This window comes from Paenibacillus sp. J22P169, assembly GCF_059691995.1.
Map to the genome: position 1 here is coordinate 334,683 of NZ_JCAUAO010000006.1, position 19,366 is coordinate 354,048.

The window sequence follows — 19,366 nt, forward strand, 5'->3', positions numbered from 1 at the left end:
TTTCTACCACAAGCTGGTCTCGCCAGCTTTACGGCTGATCCAGTTGGCGGAGTATATGAACACTAAACTGACGATCCCTGTAAACAAATCAATGGCCGTCGCATAGCTGTAATTGCCCTGACCGATCCCTGTGCGATAGACATATGTGCTAATAATATCTGCCGTTTCATAGATGGCGGGATTATAGAGCAGAAACACTTTTTCGAAACCGATATCTAGGACGTGCCCAACATTCAGAATAAAGACGATGACGATAGCCGGTGCAATGCCCGGGAGCGTGACATTCGCTATTTTCCTCCATCTGCTCGCGCCATCCATTTCCGCCGCCTCATACAGCTGTGGATCAATCGATGTCAAGGCAGCCAGATAAATGATTGTCTCCCAGCCCACATGCTGCCAGATTTCCGAAATCACATAGACCGAGCGGAACATTCCGGGCATCACCATAAAGTTAATCGGCTCAAAGCCGAAGACTTGAATCAGGTGGTTGACGATACCACTGGATGGCGAAAGAAACATGAGCACCATGCTCGCCGCCACAACATTGGATATAAAATGGGGCAAATAACTGACCGTTTGTACAAATCGTTTGAAAAACGCGTGCCTCGCTTCATTCAGGAGCAGCGCCAGCAGAATCGGTGCGAGAAAACCGAAGATCAACCTGTAGATCCCGAGCATAAACGTGTTGTAGATAAGCTTAAAGAAATCGGGATTCTCCCAAAACAGCTTATAATACTTGAATCCGACCCATTCACTTGCCCAGACACCCTTAAACAAATTGTAATTTTTAAAAGATATGACCAACCCGAACATAGGAACGTACTTGAAAAGTAAATAAAACAGCAAGGTCGGCAGAAAGAGAAGAAATAAGTATTTCCCTCGTTTCCACTGCTTCAGATAGGTACTTCTTTTCGACCGGAGATTCGCTTGCGAAACAGATGTCTTTGTCGTGGCGGCCGATGGGTTCATACGCAATAGTCATCTCTCCTTTTTCTCAATGTGGGTTGCCCCCTTTGGTTATTGAGGCTCTGTATCGACAAGCCCATCGTATCGGAAAAGTGCCATTCCGACTATCCACTTCCTCATCAACTCATTCGCAAATTTCTCAAAATCGAGAATAATAATAAGAATCGTAAAAATTCATATAAGGAATTGTAAATATTTTCTTACACCATGAATTTCACCATGCTATAATTTCCACATACTACTGGCTAGCGGAAGGAGACGACAATGCAAACCCCCTATGTCCCTAGAAAAAGATACAGCAGTTCCTTGTTCTACCGACTATTGATCAGTTTCATTATCATCATTTTGCTGCTCGTATCCTTTAATGTAGCCTCCTTTACATTCTTTCGAAGCAGCATTCGCGAAGAAATTATTAAGAACAGTAGTCTAAATCTCGAGACGACTGTAGCCAGCTATGAAAAAAACATTTCCTTAATCAAAAGCCTGCTGGTCAGCCTATACTTCAACACCCATACCGAAGCGCTCAAAAATAATCCGCAGAAGCTCGATTTTTATATTTCAAGTCAGGTTCAACGCGAGCTTCAAAATGTGTTAGCGAACAATCAGCTTTATTTATATAACATCATCTATTACTTTCCGAACCGTGACTTTGTTATCGATAAAGATGGATCCCGAGATGCGCAAATGATGTTCAGCAAATTTTATACGTCCCCCACTTATCCAGAGCAGTTCTGGTCAACGGAAACCGGAAAATCTTCGCTCTCCTTCCGGGTGTACCCTTCTGCGGAATTTCAAGAAAGTACAAGCTTCTCTACTAGAAGCTTTGGGAAGTTTAATCCCGTTCTTTTCAAAAGCGCCGCTACGGACGGCTTATCCATCATAGCCATGCTAGACAGCGATCAAATGTTTGAGGCCTTCAGCCATTTTCAAGCAGATTCCGACTTCTACATTCTGGATGACGCTGGGGGCACAACGTACTCCGTAACCAGTCGAAAGGATTCACTGCATTTGAAGCCGCATACCGGCAGTTCCGGTTATTATTTGGAAGGCACCAATTATTATTTTTACAAGCAAGGGGCAGTGACCGGGAACACCTATGTGCTGATCGTGCCTTTCGCTACGATTTCCGAACAATTCTTCAAGCTGAATGTGTTTATGGTTGGACTGATATTCCTTTCCATTATCATCGGAGTCGGCATTTCAATTCTCTTTGCCAAACGGTTTAACAACCCGCTAACCACCATCATCAGTTCCATTCAACAGATGGATCGTCACCAAAGTGCTCCCTTTGTAAGTCCGATTCGCGAGTTCAATGTCATTAGCCAGAAGCTCCATGATTTATTTCTGACCAACGAAACGATTAACCGGGACTTACTAAGTAAAAATTCCTTGCTCAAGCATTACGCCTACTTAAATAAGGTGAAAATGATTCATACCGATATTGAGGACGCGAAAATATCCATTGACTCCGATAAACCCTATGTCATCGTTCTATACCAGCTCATGTATATCGACAGCCAGTTAGCCGCCATGGACATGGATCCTAATCGTGCTTCGTATTACATCAAGGAATTCGTTCAATCGCAATTTATTCAGGCCTATAAAGATGCCTTGACATTCCAAATTGAGAAGGATCAAATTCTGACGATTATTTTTACTAACGATTCCGAGCTTTCCGTATTAGACAATCTATTGATCGATATTAAAAAAATATTTGAGCTGGATGCTTCCTATTGTTCCGTCACCATTGCCGTGAGTCCTGTCCATGACAATGCGTTTATTTTCAACGAAGCTTTTGAAAACACGCTGCTGTTAGCCAAACAACGAAAGCTTGGGGAAGGTGTCCAAATCATTCGGGAAAAGGAAACTCTACCTCCGGATCTCTGGTTCACAACGGCTAATATGAAAGAATTTACGGCGAATTTGACTTCCGGTAACCCGGCAATCACAATTCCTATCGTTTCGAAAACGTTAGAGCTCGCAGTCAAACGAGGCGCTTCCTACGCGCAAATCCATGACCTTGCGAAAGAAATTGTCAACTTGATTATTAAAACGCTCTATTCCAGCCATAATCCGATCTCCTTGCTGGATGATAAGAGGAGCCCGGCGGATATTCTCAAGAATTGCCGCACACTTGAACAATTTCAGCAGTTCTTCAAGGAAATCCTGACACAGTCCGCCTCCGATATTCGTCAGAAGAAAGAAGCGACCGACCACATCACAAGTTTTGTAACGAACTATGTCAATGAGCATTTCGGCAGCGATTTGTCACTGGACTTGCTGGCCGATAAATTGAACATTACAGGCGCTTACTTATCAACCTATTTCAAAGAAAAAACAGATACCAATTTTAGCGATTATGTGAATACGGTGCGCATGAATAAAGCGATGGAACTGCTGGAGAAGACGGATTTAAAAATTCAGGACGTCTCTACGCTTGTAGGCTATTACACGATCGCCTCCTTCAACCGCATGTTTAAAAAGCATACGGGCATTACGCCGAGCGAGTTCAGACGAGCCCGCTTCAACTAAAAAAAGGACGATCCTGACCGAACTGCTTCGGAGGATCGTCCTTTTTACTTTCTGAGCTGCCTTGTACGCAGCTATTGATTAATTGGTCATCGCGTTGTAATGCGCAGCCAGCTGCGTAGGCGTCAGCTCATAATCGTACACGGCAACTTTGCCTATTGCGCCTTGGAAGTACGATGCGAGATCTCGCGTGGCAATCCGCATCGGAGCCGTGCCATTTCCGGGTACGATGCTGTAATCGGATAGTTTGTCTTGGTCACGCAGGACACCGTTCTTGAACACTTTGGTATAGCCTGTTGTGTATGTGGAGTTCGTATTTACGGTATTAATAACCAAGATGTAGTGAATCCATTGGCCCGCGGTCACCGTATCCTGGAAATAGGAACCTGCACCTAAGCCACCGCTTAAATTAAACGAATATCCACTGATACGGTTTGGACGGCTTTCGCTATTTGTCTGATTATACATTCTTGCCACCCAAGAATGCTGTCCGGAAGTCCCTTTGCCCATCCAATGCACATAGCCGCTGCTCTCATAATTCGTAAATTGCAAAGTATCCGGCCGCATCCAAGCTTCGACGGTCAAGATCCCTGTGTGTGTAACCTCCAGATAATCGTTATCTGGAATTGTAAAATATTGATTCGTTCCGTTGAATACCGGAGCTGCATCCCCATTGGGCATCGTCGTGTCGGACGGGCTACCAGTGAAGGTGCCGTTCATACCGTTACCGGATTGATCGGTCGTTACCGCGGAGGATAAAGGCCAATAACCAACGGGATTGTCAACCAGTACTGCCGTGTCGTAGGTGGAGGTTGCATGTACGGCTGAAGAAAAATTGAAACAGGCCGAAAGTAGGAAAGCTGTCATCAAAGAAACCGCAAGCTTGGACATACGAATTGAAAAAGCGTTATTCATTGTCAATCGTCTCCTCTCCTATTGGCAAATCACTTGCTTGGTTTGCACTTGCGCTAGTTATGCCGGTATTCTTAACACGTTTGTCAGCCGTTCCACTTCCCTTCCTTCACCCTGTTATCTTTATCTTAGCGAGAAAAACCTATGTTCAATATGGCTTCGTTTTACGATGCTGATGAAATCTTAATCCAGCCAAACAATTCGTCATAATCGATAAAAATGCGAAGCATGGACACTCTAGTCAAACCTTTAATTGATTTTATAGAAAAAAGTCTGATTGAATCTCCGCAACGCAGCTGTGGGAGTTCATTCAGACTTCTTGTAAATTGTATCCGCAGTAATTATGATTTACAAACGCCAAACGCCAAACGCCAAGCGTCCATCGCGTAATTTAAAGCAACTTAATCAGCCCTTCTAGCTCATCAACCAATACTTTTGCAAGTTCAAAATTAGTATCTTTCAATGCCAATTCTATTTTCATTTCAAGCGCTTTTTTATTTTGTTCAGTTTCTAAATAGTCTCTATCAAAATGACTAGCATAAATCATCTGTCTAAATTTTCGCATACTCATTTTTCTAATCGTCTTATCATCAATGATTAAAACATAATCCATACCATTTACAACAGAATAGAAATCATGAGAAATCATGAGAATCGCACCTTTATAGTCTTCAATGGCTTTCTCCAGTGCTATTTGTGTGTAGGTGTCTAAATGGCTTGTCGGTTCATCAAGAAGCAACACGTTTGCTTTACTGGCAGAAACTTTAGCCAATTGAAGCATGTTTTTTTCTCCACCAGATAAAGATTCTATCTTTTGATTAACGATTTCTCCTTCAAAGCCATAGTTTGAAATATACGATCTAACCTCATCATACGTTTTAAACCCAGCATCGATGAATTCTTCTAGAATTGTATTAGAATCCTTTAGCACTTCGCCTTGAATCTGAGATAAATAAGCCACTTTAACATCAGCATTTATTTCAATAGAAGCATGATTATTTTTAAAGATATCTCGGAGTAAAGTCGTTTTCCCGGTACCGTTTGGACCAATAATGGCTACTTTATCCGTAGATTTTATCTCAAAGTTAACATTGTCTAAAAGCAACTCATCAAACGTAACACTATAGTTATTGACATTTACAACAATGGTGTCTTCAATCTCATTTTCAATACCAAAACTAATATTCGGTTGCTTAATATCAACAAATGGCGCTTTAATTCTACGCGCTTCCAATCTTTCTTGAAACCTAACTCTAGCTTTTAATGCTCTCCCTCTAGATGCTTCTGAATTATACGTTGCGATAGCTCTAAGATTATCAATAATGCTATCATATCTCTCAATTTCTTCTTGTTCAGCGACTGCGATTTCTTGCAACTCAATTTTTGTCTGAAGTAATGAGAAGTTGTATTCAATATATCGCCCATCAAACTCTTGGATCTCCATGTTTTCAAGGTGTAGAATTTTGTTGAAACAATGATTCAATAGATATCGGTTGTGCGTAACAACTAGCAGCATTCCTTTGTGAGAATTAATCAGATTTTTAAGTGCATTTAGATTTTCAAAGTCTAAAAATACATCGGGTTCGTCCATAATCATTAAGTCAGGACTACTAAGCATTTCCTTCATCACTTGAATAAGTTTGAATTCCCCACCACTCAGGTCGGATACCCTAAGATCTTTTAGCTTCATAAAGTTTGCTAGATTTAGTTTCTTATTAATTTTGCTTTCAAAATCAGCCCCACCGATTGAATCAAATGTGTCTAAAGCTAATTGATACTTTTCTAATAACGCATCCATATCCGATGATGTTTCCATTTCAGTACATATAGCTGTTATTTCATTTTGTATCTTAATAAATTCTTCCCCTATATATTCAAAAACTGTTGTTTCTTTCGTTTTGTCGAATTGTGGGAATTGACTTACATGCCTAATATTGCAAGTCGGGTCTATTTCTAACTTGCCCTCGAACAAATATCTTTCTGGATCCATCAGTATATCTATCAATGTACTTTTCCCACTGCCACTTGTTCCTATAAAAGCGCAATGTTGCGCCTCTTCAAGCGTAAATGAAATGTTTGTATATAGTTCTTTTTGCGGAAATGAGAAGGATAAGTTATCAACTTTTATCATAGTATTACCTTTCTTTATAACTAAAATAGTGACTATTGTTAGATGTATTGCAAATTATAGATTTTGAGTTTACCGTTGTAAGAGTAACACTGTTTACAACCAACTACAATGGGGTCAAATTTCCATGTTACTTCCTCAACTATCCTCATAAAAGCGCCGGAATGAATTCGACTCTGATCTCTGCCGGTTGTAAATGTAAAACTTGCCGTTACTTATGATACGGTTCCCCCCGATTTATCCGCATCGCGCGATAAATCTGCTCCACCAGCACCAGCCGCATCAGCTGGTGCGGCAGCGTCATGCGGCCAAAGCTCAGCCGCATATCCGCACGGCGCAGCAGCTCGCTCGACAGCCCGAGCGAGCCCCCTATAACGAAGGCCACCTGGCTCCGCCCATAGGTGGCCAACTTATCGAGCGAGCTAGCCAGCTGCTCGCTCGTCCACATCTCGCCGTCGATGGCAAGCGCCACGACGTACACATCCGCGCCGAGCTTGGCTAGCAGCCGCTCGCCCTCTTTCACCCGCACCTGCTGCTCCTCAGCAGGGCTCATGTTCTCGGGTGCCTTCTCATCCGGCACCTCTATCATTTGCATCTTGGCATACGGGCCAAGACGCTTCACGTACTCCGCGATCCCGTCCACGAGATAGCGCTCTTTTAATTTACCTACGGTCAGTATCTGTATGTGCATAACGTGCCCCTTTTCTTCTCTCAATCGTTAAGTTCATCATACCATTCGCTGGAGGAGTGTACCAACGTCACTCGTTCTCTTCTACATGGATCCTCTTGCCCTATACAGTTCCCTATCAAAACAAAGAAAAAAGAGGCCCTAAGGCCTCCCTCATACGATTAGAAAACGTGATAATGACTGGCAATGCTCGCAGTGCTCAGGCGGTGCCCAGTGGGCGAAGTGGGTTTTATGCAAATCCACCACGTCTGGAGCTTCCTCGTACTCATCAACAAATTCATCTATGGCTATTTCCACATGATCTTTACAAACGACATGCATGTTTAGTACCTCTCATCCGCAACGGTTCTGTAGATTTCTTTTCTTTCACTTGATCTGATCTGCTCTGTCAATCTTGACTTAATCTCTTCTTTTAACTACTTATCCGTCGCCTCAATCAACGTTAGCACCGTCGTCAGCTTCTTACCGCCGCGATAATACACCACGTTGATTTTATCGCCGATCTTCTTCTCGTTGTAGAGATACTTCCGCAGCGAAATCGTGCTATCAATCTTGCGATCATCCAACTGCACAATAACATCCTGCGGCTTCAATCCCGCGTCCTTTGCAGGTCCTGAAACATCGAAGACGATAACTCCAGTTTTGACATCTGCAGGCAGCTTTAATACATCCGTCCCCTTAAAAGCTTGCAGCTCCTGCGTCGAAACTCCAATCAATGGCCGTTTCACCTTGTGGTCCTTGATGAGACTATCAATAATCGGTTTGACACTATTAATTGGAATCGCAAAACCTAATCCTTCCACACCCGTATCGGATATCTTCATCGAGTTAATACCGATCACTTTGCCCTCGATATTAACCAGCGGCCCCCCACTGTTGCCTTGGTTAATCGCGGCATCCGTCTGGATGACGTCCATTTCCCAGTCATAATCAGTGCCTTCACGTGAAAGCGAGACAGGTATTGTCCGCTTTGGCGAGGAAACGATGCCTTGCGTCACTGTTGGCGAGAAACCTAGACCTAGCGGATTGCCCACGGCAATCGCCATCTCACCAGCCCGCAGCGTGTCAGAGTCTCCAAACTCAGCAAGTACTTTAATGTCTTTGCCATCGGCCTCCAGCACGGCCAGATCGGTAATCCGATCCCGACCTACCAACGTCGCTTTACGATGCTCGCCTTCGAAGTTCACGATTTCGAACTGGTTCCCGTTCTCCACGACATGACTATTCGTTACAATGCGAACTTTATCACCATTCCGCGCAAACATAACACCAGATCCGATGCCTATGCCCGTTTCTTGCCCCGCGTCGTCCTTCTTCGAGGAGATGACACTGACCACGGCTGGTTTTATTTTGTCCGTTGCCGCTACAACCGAGTCATTGCTATTCATCGGATGTACATCCGCCTTGGCTACCACAGGAATCGCAAGTGCGTTCCCTGTCGAGTCACTTCCTCCAATAGCGTGAACGATCCCTACCACGATGAGCATGCCTAAAGCCCCGATGAACCCTGCGATGAGGGCAACATACCGTCTTCGACCAGCAAAGCTACTGAAACTCGTGAAATTCCCTGTCCCTTTGGGACGCCAGACTGGCTCGCGCCTTCTGGACCTTTTGGTCGAATAAAAATCATCATCAAACAAACTCATTTCGGGTCCCTCCTCGCTGACGGGGTTTGAAGCTCACTCGCCTTGCTTTATTTCAATCCATGGATGGCCTTTACATTCAAGTCATCATCCTGCGATTGCTTTTTTGCAAATAATAGGAATGTTTCGCTCGCTTCTTGCCTACAATAATAGTAAACCAAATCTCTTACCGAATTACTAGAGTGTGAGAAAAACTTTTATCCAAGTACTTCGAGGATGAGCGACCGCGTTTTAAATGTTGTTTTTATCGCCAATCAGAAAGATATTTTCGTGAACCGAAAACTTATACTTTCTAATGTGGATAATAAACTTTACTAGACCTTATTTAAAGGAGAATGCCACAATGAACCGTATTCCTTCCCATTTTGAAGAAATTAATATGATCGGTAAACTCGCTGACCTCAAGGAAAGCCACTATCACCAGTCCCTCGTCCTCTCATCTCTCATTCAGGTCTTGATTGATAAAGGTATCATTACCGCGCAGGAAATCCAGCTCAAGTCACAGGAACTCGACGCTGCACTTACTCCGAATCCAATACATCCCATCTCGTAGAACGGTCAAAATACGTATCCATCAGCCGCAGCTGTTTCGCCTCGGGCGCTCGCTCTTGTACTATGTTATTCACGGTTAGCCTGGCCAAATCCATTAAGTTATGATCACGGCTAAGGTGCGCCATATAGACAGATTTCGTCTTATTCGTCATGATATCACAGAGCGCTTCACCTGCGGCTTCGTTGGATAAATGTCCCTTATCGCCGAGAATTCGGCGCTTAATGCTCCACGGGTAATGCCCCACCCGCAGCATGTCCACATCATGATTTGTTTCCAGAACCAGAGCATCTGAATCCGAGATCTTTTCCTTCACCTTTTCGCTCATATACCCAAGATCCGTCACAACACTTAACTTCTGTTCCCCTTCATAAAAAACGTAACCCACCGGCTCCGCTGCATCATGCGAAATCCCGAAGGATTCCACTTTTAGCGTTCCAAACTCCTCTACGCCACCCGTGTCCATCACTCGCTTGTTGCCTTCTGCGATGACGCCAATCTGGCGATCTAGCTCCACCCACGTCTTCTCATTCGCATAAATCGGCACATCATACTTTCGAGCGAACGCACCTAGTCCCTTGATATGATCCGAATGTTCGTGTGTAACGAGAATGCCATCAATGCTGCTCGCCGCTAACTCCCGCTCTTTCATTAACAGCTCCATCTTCTTCGCACTGAAGCCAACATCGATCAGCAGCTTAACCTCACCGTTATCGACGACCGTTGCATTCCCCGTAGAGCCACTTGATAATACCGTAAATCGAATTCCCATCTTCCCTACTCCTCTATGCCTACCTATGTGCCAGTTGGTTATTCATTGCTACTTCTTAGGCGTACTCTTATCGCCCGGAGCTGGAGAAGCTGGTACTGCTCCGCCATCTGATTCAAATGGTACAGGCTCAGACCCTTTTTGCAGTGACTCCACCGCACCATTGAACGCTTGCACATAATACACATATCCGTTATCGATCGTAATCCGCCATTGCGGAAACATCGGCTGTGTTTGCGAATTATAAGGTTGTCCATGATACCCTAAGCGAACCTCAGTAATAATGGAGCCATCGCTTAAGTAATTGTCCACTAAGCTGCGGACCGCTAATTGAGCCGAAATCAACTTCTGCTCATTCTGTTCTACTTCTGATTCTACTTCAACGAAAGCTTGACGGTAACTGGTAATTTCTCCATTTTTCTCTTTCAGTTCGACTGTCACATCAAAGAGTGGAATCTTCCCATACAATTGGGAGAACACATAAATACCATTTTGACTCATGACCGAATCGAGTTGATACATGCCGAAGTTTGGAATCTCCGACAGCGACTGAACTTCTTTACTCGCCCCTTTGCCAAGCAGTGTGCTCATGTAAATTGGCGTTTTGAGCGTTTTCACCTCGCCCAGCTTGATGCTATCATCATATTTCACTGTAATGACCTTTAGCTTTGGTGAATCTGTAGGCAGTTCGTCTGTCAGACGAATATTTTTATTGCGGAGTGCACGATTCAAATCTTCTACAGTACTGGATGGATCCAAGGAAGTTCCCGTCATATTGGAGCGATTGGTGGACCACAGCTGGAAGCCGAGAATCATATTCAATAGTAAAAAAGAAGCAATCAAAATCGTCTTGGCCCTACTCCAATTCATAATCTCACCAACCCACCCCTGTGATTCTGTCTATTCAATAAAATCATACGTACCATCACGCAGCTCCAGTGCCCACGCACTCGTTAATGTTAATGTCTTATCTGAGATAACCGGACGATACGCTGGGAAAATAGAAACGATGCTGGATCGGCGTTGATAGTACTGTAATCGTTGCTCTACAGCCTCACCCGACATCAACTCGTTCTCGCGGCGCTGCCCCGACTTCAGATCGGGAATCACCATGGATCGCTCGAATCCGGAGATAACCCCTTTTTGCACTTCCATTTTCATCGTGCCAAAGCCCTCAGGCTGTGCGGTTATAATCGGAAGTGACTCATAGTACTGACGGAACATGAAGGTCTGGTTGTCCAACTGTTTTTCCGGGGTATGGGCAACCATATATCTCCCATCCCAACCAATATGCTGATTGATAAATTTAATACCTGCCATCAAATCTTCCAACACCTCAGTTTTACTCGCCGCTGGTGCTACTGGATCGAAATACGTAACCCACCGTTGATCTCGATTCAGCTGGAAGCCGCGCTTGCTGTCGGTGTAAATCTCCGAACCATCACGCTCTTTCAAATAGCGAGTAATGCCTGGGTCCACGAACAAGCTCTGCTTCAGCTGATCCGCTGTAAGCTGCGTATACGTGAACGTATAGCTGGGCAGATGCAGCGATTTCAACGGCAAGTAATAATCTCCGCTATTAGTTGTCTTATACAAGTTAGTTGGTTCGCCATAGGCTACGAAATTCTCAACGTCCTTGCTCGTGAAATCCGCCCCGATGACCTCATAGCCAACGCCAGGCGAATCCGTGAAAAAGAACGCTCGGACCTCATCATTCGTCCCCTTGGAGTAAATCCATATTTTCGTAATCTTATCATTTTCAACCGGGATTTCGCCTTCAATTCGGAACAGCTGCTGCAGGATCGTGAATGGAATTCCCTCACGGAATCGAATCTCCACGCCAAGTTGCTTTGTTCGAACATCTTCCCAGTTCACATTGACAAGGTACATCGACGTCTTGCGGAAGCCTTTGAAGCTCCGTTGCTTAATATTATCCAGCAATCTGGTGTAGTAATAGTTGTTCGGATATAGCACGGAATGCTGCTGATTACCCAGGTGAATGATAAGCTGATCTGGAAATAGCATATCCGCCAGTTCCGACTGCTTCCCGAGCGTCTCAGTCTGTACATAATTACTTTGTTGAATAGGTTCAATCTTCGGAGGGCTGTAGGAAGCAAGGATAAAGCTCTGATACAAGCTTGTCCCAATTAGCAGAACAAGAAAGATCGATTTCAAGCTCTCAATCATACTTCACCCTCCTCTTCCTGCCCAATCGGCAATGTAAATAGGACGCGTGTTCCTTGGCCCAATTCGGACTCTAATGCTATAGTTCCACCGTGCGCTTTCACTATTTCCCGGGCAATGGACAGACCTAAGCCTGTGCCTCCCATGTTGCGAGAGCGCGCTTTATCTACCCGATAGAAGCGATCAAAAATACGGGAAAGATCCTTCTTCGGAATCCCCATTCCGTTATCTTGCACGGATATTTCCAACATCTCTTTGTCAATCTTTCGCGCTTCCAACCGAATCGTACCTTCATCACCGGTATACTTAATCGCATTAGACACTAAATTATCGAGAACCTGATCGATTTTATCGCGATCAAGCAAGAGACTTGTTACGCCATGTTCCACGTGTAACATTATTTGAATTTTCCGTTGCTGCAACTGGAAAGAAAACCTGTCCGCAACCTCCTCCAGCATCTCGCTGACGAGTGTTGGGGACTTGCTCATCATGGACTGCTTCGAATCCAGTCGCGATAGATGCAGGAGATCCGTCACCAAGCGGATCATCCGCTCCGTTTCACTGCGCGTCACGCTGATGAAGCGAGAGGCGAGCTGCGGCTCCTCGATCGCTCCATCATCCAGCGCTTCGAGATAGCTCTTGATCGTCGTCAGCGGGGTGCGCAGCTCATGGGAGACGTTCGCTACGAACTCTCGTCTGGCTTGCTCCAGCTTCTCTTGATCCGTTACGTCCTGCAGCACTGCAATGATCCCATGCTGGCCCTCACCACGCTTGTGAATAGGCGTAAACGTAATACGTACGGACAACTGCTCATCCTCATCGTCAGGCAGCTGAATATCCAGCAGCGTCGTATTCACTTGCCCTGTAACTAAACCCCGGATCGTATCTATTGGAATGCCGATGACCTCGGAAATATCCAAACCAAGCGTCGTTTCCTCATCCACTTGCAGGATCTGCTTTGCCCGACGATTCAATACGATCACTTGTCCTCGATCATCTGTTGCGATGACACCGTCATTCATATTCGTAAGAATCGAAGCGAGCTTCTCTTTCTCTTCTTCATTGAGCGACAGCGCCTCTTTGAGTCGATTCATCATAAAATTAAAGGTCTGCCCGAGCTGACCGATCTCATCGGTCCCTTGAATGACGACCTGTTGATCGAAATTCCCTTCGGCAACAGCGGTTGCCTGCTTCGTAATCTCTTTGATGGGGTTCGTAATCGTGCTCGTTAACAGGACACCCAATAAAGCAGTCAACCCCAGGGCAATTAACGTCGCCGAAATGAGGATCCGGTTAATGGAGCGGATCGTCTTGTACACATCTTCCATGGAGGCGATGATGTACACGGCCCCTAGGACACGTACCCCGCTGCCGACCGGCTTAGCAATAATGACCTTCCGATACCCATCCTCATCCGTGAAAATCCGCTGATTATCCTTAATGCCTTGCAACGCCCGAATAACTTCCGGCTGTGTATTCTTCTGCTTCAAATGGCTCGCAACCGACGTACTGATCACGTTCCCATTCGCATCGATGATTTGAATTTCTGCATTATTAATAGAGAAAAGATTACTAACGAATTCATTTAAATCCGCATATGTTTTCTTACCTTCCGTCGCATTCTTGCTCTCCTGATCCCCCGTCAAATACGATTCAACGAAGCCAGCAAGCAGCGTAACCTGACTATTGCGGGATGCTAGGAAATCATTTTTAAAATATGTCTCTACCGTCTTATAGAAATACACGCCAATCAGCTGCATCGCGATCAGAATCAGCAGAACATAAATAATAATTAGCTTCGCTTGAATCGATTGAAAGAAGCGGATGCCCTTCATGTTTAGAAGCCTCCGGCTTTCGGACTGCGCATCAAATACCCGAGACCCCTGCGCGTCATAATGTATTCCGGACGGCTAGGATCCGTCTCCAGCTTCTCGCGCAGACGACGAATCGTCACATCGACAGTCCGTACGTCGCCGAAATATTCAAAACCCCACACCGCTTGCAGCAGGTGCTCACGGGTCATTACTTTGCCTGAGTTTTTGGCCAAATATTGAATAAGCTCGAACTCCCGATGCGTCAGATCAAGGGGCGTCCCGTCCTTGTAGACCATGTACATGTCGTTATCGATGAATAACGCATGAATGCGCATCCCGTTCCGCTGTGCCTCCGGCTCATTCGTTGTCGATTGCACCTTCGTCTGTCTGCGCAGATGCGCCTTCACACGGGCCAGCAGCTCTCTCGTGCCAAATGGCTTCGTCACATAGTCGTCTGCGCCCATCTCTAAGCCCAATACCTTGTCTAGCTCCGTATCCTTCGCCGTCAGCATAATAATCGGTGTATTGAGCTTAGAACGCACCTCACGGCATACATCCATGCCATCCTTCACTGGCAGCATGAGATCAAGGAGAATCAGATCTGGCTTTTCCGAAAACGCAAGCTCTACAGCGCTTCCACCATCGTACGCACAGATGACCTGATAGCCTTCTTTCTCCAGGTTGAATTTCAAAATATCTGCAATTGGTTGTTCGTCATCCACCACGAGAATTTTCCCAAACATACGACCACCGCCTACTATAAAGTAACTGACATGCCACGCCTAATGGCGCGCAGCTGCCAGAGTTAGATCCAATAATCAGCCAGTTATTTCCTACATACTCTTCTTCATTTTAACATACATTTAACTAAAAAGAGACAAGGCCCCCGAGTTGTCCGGTTCGACCTTGCCTCTATCTTTATCTAACGATTTAAATATTTCAAAGGATTTTCCAAGCTTCCACTTTTGTGCACTTCAAAATGCAAATGCACGCCTGTCGAGTCGCCTGTGCTCCCCATAATTCCGATTTTATCGCCTTTTTCGACGATCGTGCCTGACTTCGTAGTGATTTGACTTAGATGTCCGTATAACGTCTCATAGCCATTCAAATGATTAATAATAATATAATTGCCGTAATCTGACTTGTAGCCCGTTTCAACGACCTTGCCATTATCTGCTGCCATAATATTTCTGTTACCTGTGATGTCGATGCCTTTATGTAGCTTGCCCCAACGATAACCGAATGTACTAGAGATACTAGGTGAAATGACAGGCCAAGCGAACTTCCCAGTTCCTTCACCTTTAATGACTTTCGTTCCTTTTTTCACCTTGGCGGTGACGGGTTGATCAATAATTTCTTCATTGACGACTTGCTCTTCGGTCAATAAACCATCGACTTTCGTCACTTGAATCGTTACTTTCTTAAGCCCGTTCTTTCCTGCTGAAATCGGTTGGACGACGCCTAAACGCATCGAATCGTCCTTCACGTACTCGGTATCGTACTGAATCTCTTGATTCTTCACGATCTTCTCCGTTGTTTTCACAGAAAGCGTTGGCTTGAGCACCGTTACGTCCAATTGATTGCCGATCTTCAGCTTATCATCTTGAATGCCTGGATTATTATCATAAATAAATTGCTTCGTAATGCCTAATTTCTTCGCAATACACGAAACACAATCACCTTCAACAACCGTGTACTTCGCTGGTGCAACATCGCCTGTTTGTAGGGTTTTCACCACATCATCAGGCTTCGCTAGCTCTGTCGGAGCGACGGGAACTTCCTCTGTATCGACCTTTTGAACGAATTCCACCTTTTCAAGCTCGGATGGCGCTGTAGAAATGTCCTCACCTAGACCGGTAGATAAGGCAGCTACTTTTTCATTGTTTTTCCCTTTGGGTGTAAATGGTTCGCTGACTTGATTTAGAATTTGATCGGCTGTTGCCTTATCCTTCACAATCGCTATCGTCTTGCCATCTACTTTCATTGCTACACCCACAGGTTGCGGTATCAGCATTTGATCCAATGTGGAAATAACAGTAGAATCGTCCGTTTTCATGTTGTAAGCCCTTTCAGACGTGTAGGTGATTCCGTCTGTTTTGAGCACCACATGAACATCTGGAAAATTCTTCTGTACATCTAACGGTTTGTTCGTCTTATAATCATCAATTATCTTCTTATCGCTTACGATACCTATTTCTTTGTTGTTCAGCATCACATGATACACATTATCCATGCCCGCTTCTACATATTGATGTCCGGCAAACGTAATCGCTCCCGTAAGTACGATGGCACCTACGCCTATTGCAAGAGACCATTTATGTCGTTTGATTACCGTTAGTGTCGTGGATGTCGTTACTTCTTCTAGTTGCTTGTCTGATAATGATTCATTTCCGGTCAAGCTTTCTCGCTTAGGCGTGAATCTCTTCATGAGATCCATGACAAAACGCATTCCCCTGAAACCTGTCATGATCTTCTCCCTTTGAACGGTTTTGCATCCTTGGAGTGCTCCAAAGATACATAAATAAACCTTGATTAGACATAATATCCATTATGTTGTCTTTCTTTTGTTAAATTTAACACACTTTCTGTGCCTATTTCAACAAAATACTCGTTCACCATGTGATAGATTCGTGTCCACAACCAAAAGAAGTCGCTTAAAAGTCTATTTTTTTGTTCGAAATCCCAACTTCATTGCCTCTATTTTACAAGAATTGACGAAAAGGCAAGAAACTTAGAAGGGAAGCTACGGATGAAGATCCTTAGGTCAGCAACTCCCCATTCACCTAGTATTTATTTAAAATGTCTGTTAACTGTGACAGCTCTTTGTCACTCAAATATTTCTTAAGCGTCGCGTTTACTTCCTCTAGCTCTTGCGTTGTAATCCCATCCTCCAGGATCCCAGAGAGTGTCTGCACCTCATTCTGCGGCAGCTTAGCGACAACAAGTGAAAATATTTTCATCTTATCATCACTTGAGAGGGCTTCTTTCTTCTTCGCGAAATCCTCCGTGGACATGACAAGCTCCTTCTTCTCGCTCTCCTCCGTTCGAGCGCTTCCCATCACGGCTATCGCATCGTCTTGATTCGTTGTCGACGTGTCTACACCGCTTGACGAACTAATACCGCCTACAGGTTGTTGATCATTCGGATTTGGACTTGAACTCGGGCTTGGAAACGCCCCTGACGGGTTGGGACTAGGAGTTGGCGAAGGCGTCGTTGCAGGGATATCCCCAAGTGCAGCCTTCTTCCCCCCGTCTTTCCCCTTAACTATATTCAGCTCTTCCGCCAATCTTGACGCAAATTCACCAAATTGAATCTTTTTACCCATCGCTGGTAGCTGATACTGTCGAAATATATCCTCCACGTACATGTTTACCACATACCACGTTGTAAACATCGTAATTGATGTAATAAGGACGGTACTTATGACGATTTTACTTAACCAAGTTAATAGTTTCATATGCTTTGTATCACTCCTAACATTGCTCACTCATAGATATGCCTCTACTCCCAGTATGGACGAAAACCCTGCCATTATATCCCTATAAGCAAAAAGAAAAATCCCCTAAGCTGCAGAACAGCCTAGAGGATTATTTAGGTTATCTATGATTTAAGCGTAGATAGGACGAACCAAATTTGTTTGCTCACGGTTACGACCTACGGAGAAGATTGCGATTGGGATACCAGTTAGCTGGGATACACGCTCTACATAGTGTCTTGCATTCTCAGGTAGATCGCTCAGCGTACGAGCTTCAGAGACATCTTCTGTCCAGCCTGGAAGCTCTTCGTATACCGCTTCGCACTCGGAGATAGCTTTCAAGCTCGCTGGATAGTGCTCAATCAACTCACCGCGGTACATGTAGCCTGTGCAAATTTTGACCGTCTCTAGACCTGTCAGAACGTCGATAGAGTTCAAAGACAAGCCCGTGATGCCGCTCACGCGTCTTGCGTGACGCACAACAACACTGTCGAACCAGCCAACACGACGAGGACGACCCGTTACCGTACCGTACTCGAAGCCTTTTTCACGAATCCAAGCGCCGATTTCATTATCCAATTCCGTTGGGAAAGGGCCGTCGCCGACACGTGTTGTATAAGCTTTAGCCACACCGATGATGTTGTGAATCTTCGTTGGACCTACACCTGAACCGATACAAACACCTCCAGCTGTTGGGTTTGAGGAAGTCACATACGGATATGTCCCTTGGTCGATATCCAACATAACGCCTTGCGCGCCTTCGAACAACACTCTGCGACCTTGGTCGATATATTCATTCAGGATAACAGATGTATCCTTCACGTAAGGACGAATGATTTCAGCGTACGCTAGGTACTCTTTAAGGATTGGCTCTACATCAAGACCTGTTGAACCGTAGACTTGCTCGATCAAAACGTTTTTCTCAGCAACGATACGACGAAGCTTCAATTCGAACTCTTCCGCATCCATCAAATCCGCGATACGAATACCGTTACGTGCTGCTTTATCCATATAACAAGGGCCGATCCCTTTGCGGGTCGTACCGATTTTGCTATCACCCTTACGATCTTCTTCCAGTCCGTCAAGCAACAAATGATACGGCATAATAACATGCGCGCGATCACTAATATTCAGGTTCGTTGTTGTAAAACCATTATCATGAATGTAATTAATTTCTTCAATGAGTGCAGCCGGATTAATAACCATCCCATTCCCGATCACACAAGCTTTATCTCTGTAAAAAATACCGGAAGGAATCATCGTCAGCTTATATTTCTTACCGCTAATAATGATCGTATGGCCTGCATTGTTACCACCTTGATAACGCGCAACAACCTCAGCAGATTCCGCTAAGAAATCCGTGATTTTACCTTTCCCTTCATCTCCCCATTGCGTACCGACAACAACAACCGTTGACATATGCACTTACCTCCGTACGGTGACAAGTCACCCATAATGAGCCGTTATGGCTGTAAGACCACAGAGGAAAGTTGGACTTCATTAAAGCGCTAAAGCGTTCAGCGTCCATTGCACTTTCCCTCTGGCGATTCTGGTGATGCAACTACCTCTATTCACTGCTACACGCGGCAACAGATAAGAGAGCTAACTCTCACTTACTCACCGCAAAGGAATCTCTTTCGGCAGTGATCTGCAGGAAGGAAACCCACCCTTCGGCATGAAAAAACGACCTTATTTCGAGTTACCTGC

16 protein-coding genes are annotated in these 19,366 nt (G+C 44.9%); 2 read left to right on the forward strand and 14 right to left on the reverse strand.

The features are described from left to right. Nucleotides 1-3 precede the first annotated feature (3 nt). Nucleotides 4-969, reverse strand: coding sequence for an ABC transporter permease (locus AC58QG_RS25675; protein WP_497364989.1), 966 nt, complete (start codon nucleotides 967-969; stop codon nucleotides 4-6). A 261-nt stretch (nucleotides 970-1,230) separates the two neighbouring features. Here AC58QG_RS25675 and AC58QG_RS25680 point away from each other — a divergent pair, with 261 nt between their 5' ends. Continuing rightward, entirely contained in the window at nucleotides 1,231-3,498 is a 2,268-nt protein-coding gene (locus AC58QG_RS25680) for a helix-turn-helix domain-containing protein (RefSeq protein WP_497364938.1), read from the forward strand. 78 nt (nucleotides 3,499-3,576) lie between these two features. Here the strand turns inward: AC58QG_RS25680 and AC58QG_RS25685 are convergent, their stop codons facing one another. The 5 genes from AC58QG_RS25685 to AC58QG_RS25705 form a co-directional block, all read right to left on the reverse strand. Beyond that, the gene (locus AC58QG_RS25685; RefSeq protein ID WP_497364939.1) at nucleotides 3,577-4,410 is read right to left on the reverse strand and encodes a LamG-like jellyroll fold domain-containing protein; all 834 of its coding nucleotides are present in this window, start codon (nucleotides 4,408-4,410) and stop codon (nucleotides 3,577-3,579) included. 388 nt (nucleotides 4,411-4,798) lie between these two features. Next, on the reverse strand, nucleotides 4,799-6,538 hold the full coding sequence (locus tag AC58QG_RS25690) for an ABC-F family ATP-binding cassette domain-containing protein (RefSeq protein ID WP_497364940.1): 1,740 nt from the start codon (nucleotides 6,536-6,538) through the stop codon (nucleotides 4,799-4,801). A 208-nt stretch (nucleotides 6,539-6,746) separates the two neighbouring features. Further along, nucleotides 6,747-7,226, reverse strand: a complete 480-nt coding sequence (gene rlmH / locus AC58QG_RS25695) for a 23S rRNA (pseudouridine(1915)-N(3))-methyltransferase RlmH (RefSeq protein WP_497364990.1) — start codon at nucleotides 7,224-7,226, stop codon at nucleotides 6,747-6,749. 150 nt (nucleotides 7,227-7,376) lie between these two features. Beyond that, the gene (locus AC58QG_RS25700; protein ID WP_497364941.1) at nucleotides 7,377-7,544 is read right to left on the reverse strand and encodes a CxxH/CxxC protein; all 168 of its coding nucleotides are present in this window, start codon (nucleotides 7,542-7,544) and stop codon (nucleotides 7,377-7,379) included. 95 nt (nucleotides 7,545-7,639) lie between these two features. After that, entirely contained in the window at nucleotides 7,640-8,869 is a 1,230-nt protein-coding gene (locus AC58QG_RS25705; protein WP_497364942.1) for a S1C family serine protease, read from the reverse strand. 340 nt (nucleotides 8,870-9,209) lie between these two features. Here AC58QG_RS25705 and AC58QG_RS25710 point away from each other — a divergent pair, with 340 nt between their 5' ends. Continuing rightward, nucleotides 9,210-9,419 (forward strand): hypothetical protein, encoded by a 210-nt coding sequence (locus AC58QG_RS25710; RefSeq protein WP_497364943.1) that lies wholly within the window; start codon nucleotides 9,210-9,212, stop codon nucleotides 9,417-9,419. On the opposite strand, the gene AC58QG_RS25715 is transcribed toward AC58QG_RS25710, so the two are convergent. The 8 genes from AC58QG_RS25715 to AC58QG_RS25750 all read right to left on the reverse strand — a co-directional run bounded on the left by AC58QG_RS25715 (nucleotide 9,388) and on the right by AC58QG_RS25750 (nucleotide 19,078). Continuing rightward, nucleotides 9,388-10,188 carry an MBL fold metallo-hydrolase gene (locus AC58QG_RS25715; RefSeq protein ID WP_497364944.1) on the reverse strand — a complete coding sequence of 267 codons (801 nt, stop codon included), beginning with the start codon at nucleotides 10,186-10,188 and terminating at the stop codon, nucleotides 9,388-9,390. The genes AC58QG_RS25710 and AC58QG_RS25715 overlap by 32 nt on opposite strands. 48 nt (nucleotides 10,189-10,236) lie before the next feature. Continuing rightward, nucleotides 10,237-11,055 carry a two-component system regulatory protein YycI gene (gene yycI, locus AC58QG_RS25720; RefSeq protein WP_497364945.1) on the reverse strand — a complete coding sequence of 273 codons (819 nt, stop codon included), beginning with the start codon at nucleotides 11,053-11,055 and terminating at the stop codon, nucleotides 10,237-10,239. 30 nt (nucleotides 11,056-11,085) lie between these two features. Next, a complete protein-coding gene (locus AC58QG_RS25725; protein WP_497364946.1) occupies nucleotides 11,086-12,372 on the reverse strand; it encodes a YycH family regulatory protein in 1,287 nt (428 codons plus the stop codon). Beyond that, nucleotides 12,369-14,204 (reverse strand): cell wall metabolism sensor histidine kinase WalK, encoded by a 1,836-nt coding sequence (gene walK, locus AC58QG_RS25730; RefSeq protein WP_497364947.1) that lies wholly within the window; start codon nucleotides 14,202-14,204, stop codon nucleotides 12,369-12,371. Before walK ends, AC58QG_RS25725 begins: the two co-directional genes overlap by 4 nt. Nucleotides 14,205-14,206: 2 nt before the next feature. Continuing rightward, on the reverse strand, nucleotides 14,207-14,926 hold the full coding sequence (gene yycF / locus AC58QG_RS25735) for a response regulator YycF (RefSeq protein ID WP_497364948.1): 720 nt from the start codon (nucleotides 14,924-14,926) through the stop codon (nucleotides 14,207-14,209). Nucleotides 14,927-15,105: 179 nt separating this feature from the next. Continuing rightward, a complete protein-coding gene (locus tag AC58QG_RS25740) occupies nucleotides 15,106-16,611 on the reverse strand; it encodes a peptidoglycan DD-metalloendopeptidase family protein (RefSeq protein ID WP_497364949.1) in 1,506 nt (501 codons plus the stop codon). Between the two features lie 355 nt (nucleotides 16,612-16,966). Beyond that, the gene (locus AC58QG_RS25745; RefSeq protein ID WP_497364950.1) at nucleotides 16,967-17,641 is read right to left on the reverse strand and encodes a hypothetical protein; all 675 of its coding nucleotides are present in this window, start codon (nucleotides 17,639-17,641) and stop codon (nucleotides 16,967-16,969) included. 150 nt (nucleotides 17,642-17,791) lie between these two features. Continuing rightward, nucleotides 17,792-19,078: an adenylosuccinate synthase gene (locus tag AC58QG_RS25750; protein WP_173116987.1), complete on the reverse strand. Its 1,287-nt coding sequence runs from the start codon at nucleotides 19,076-19,078 to the stop codon at nucleotides 17,792-17,794. Nucleotides 19,079-19,366 lie beyond the last annotated feature (288 nt).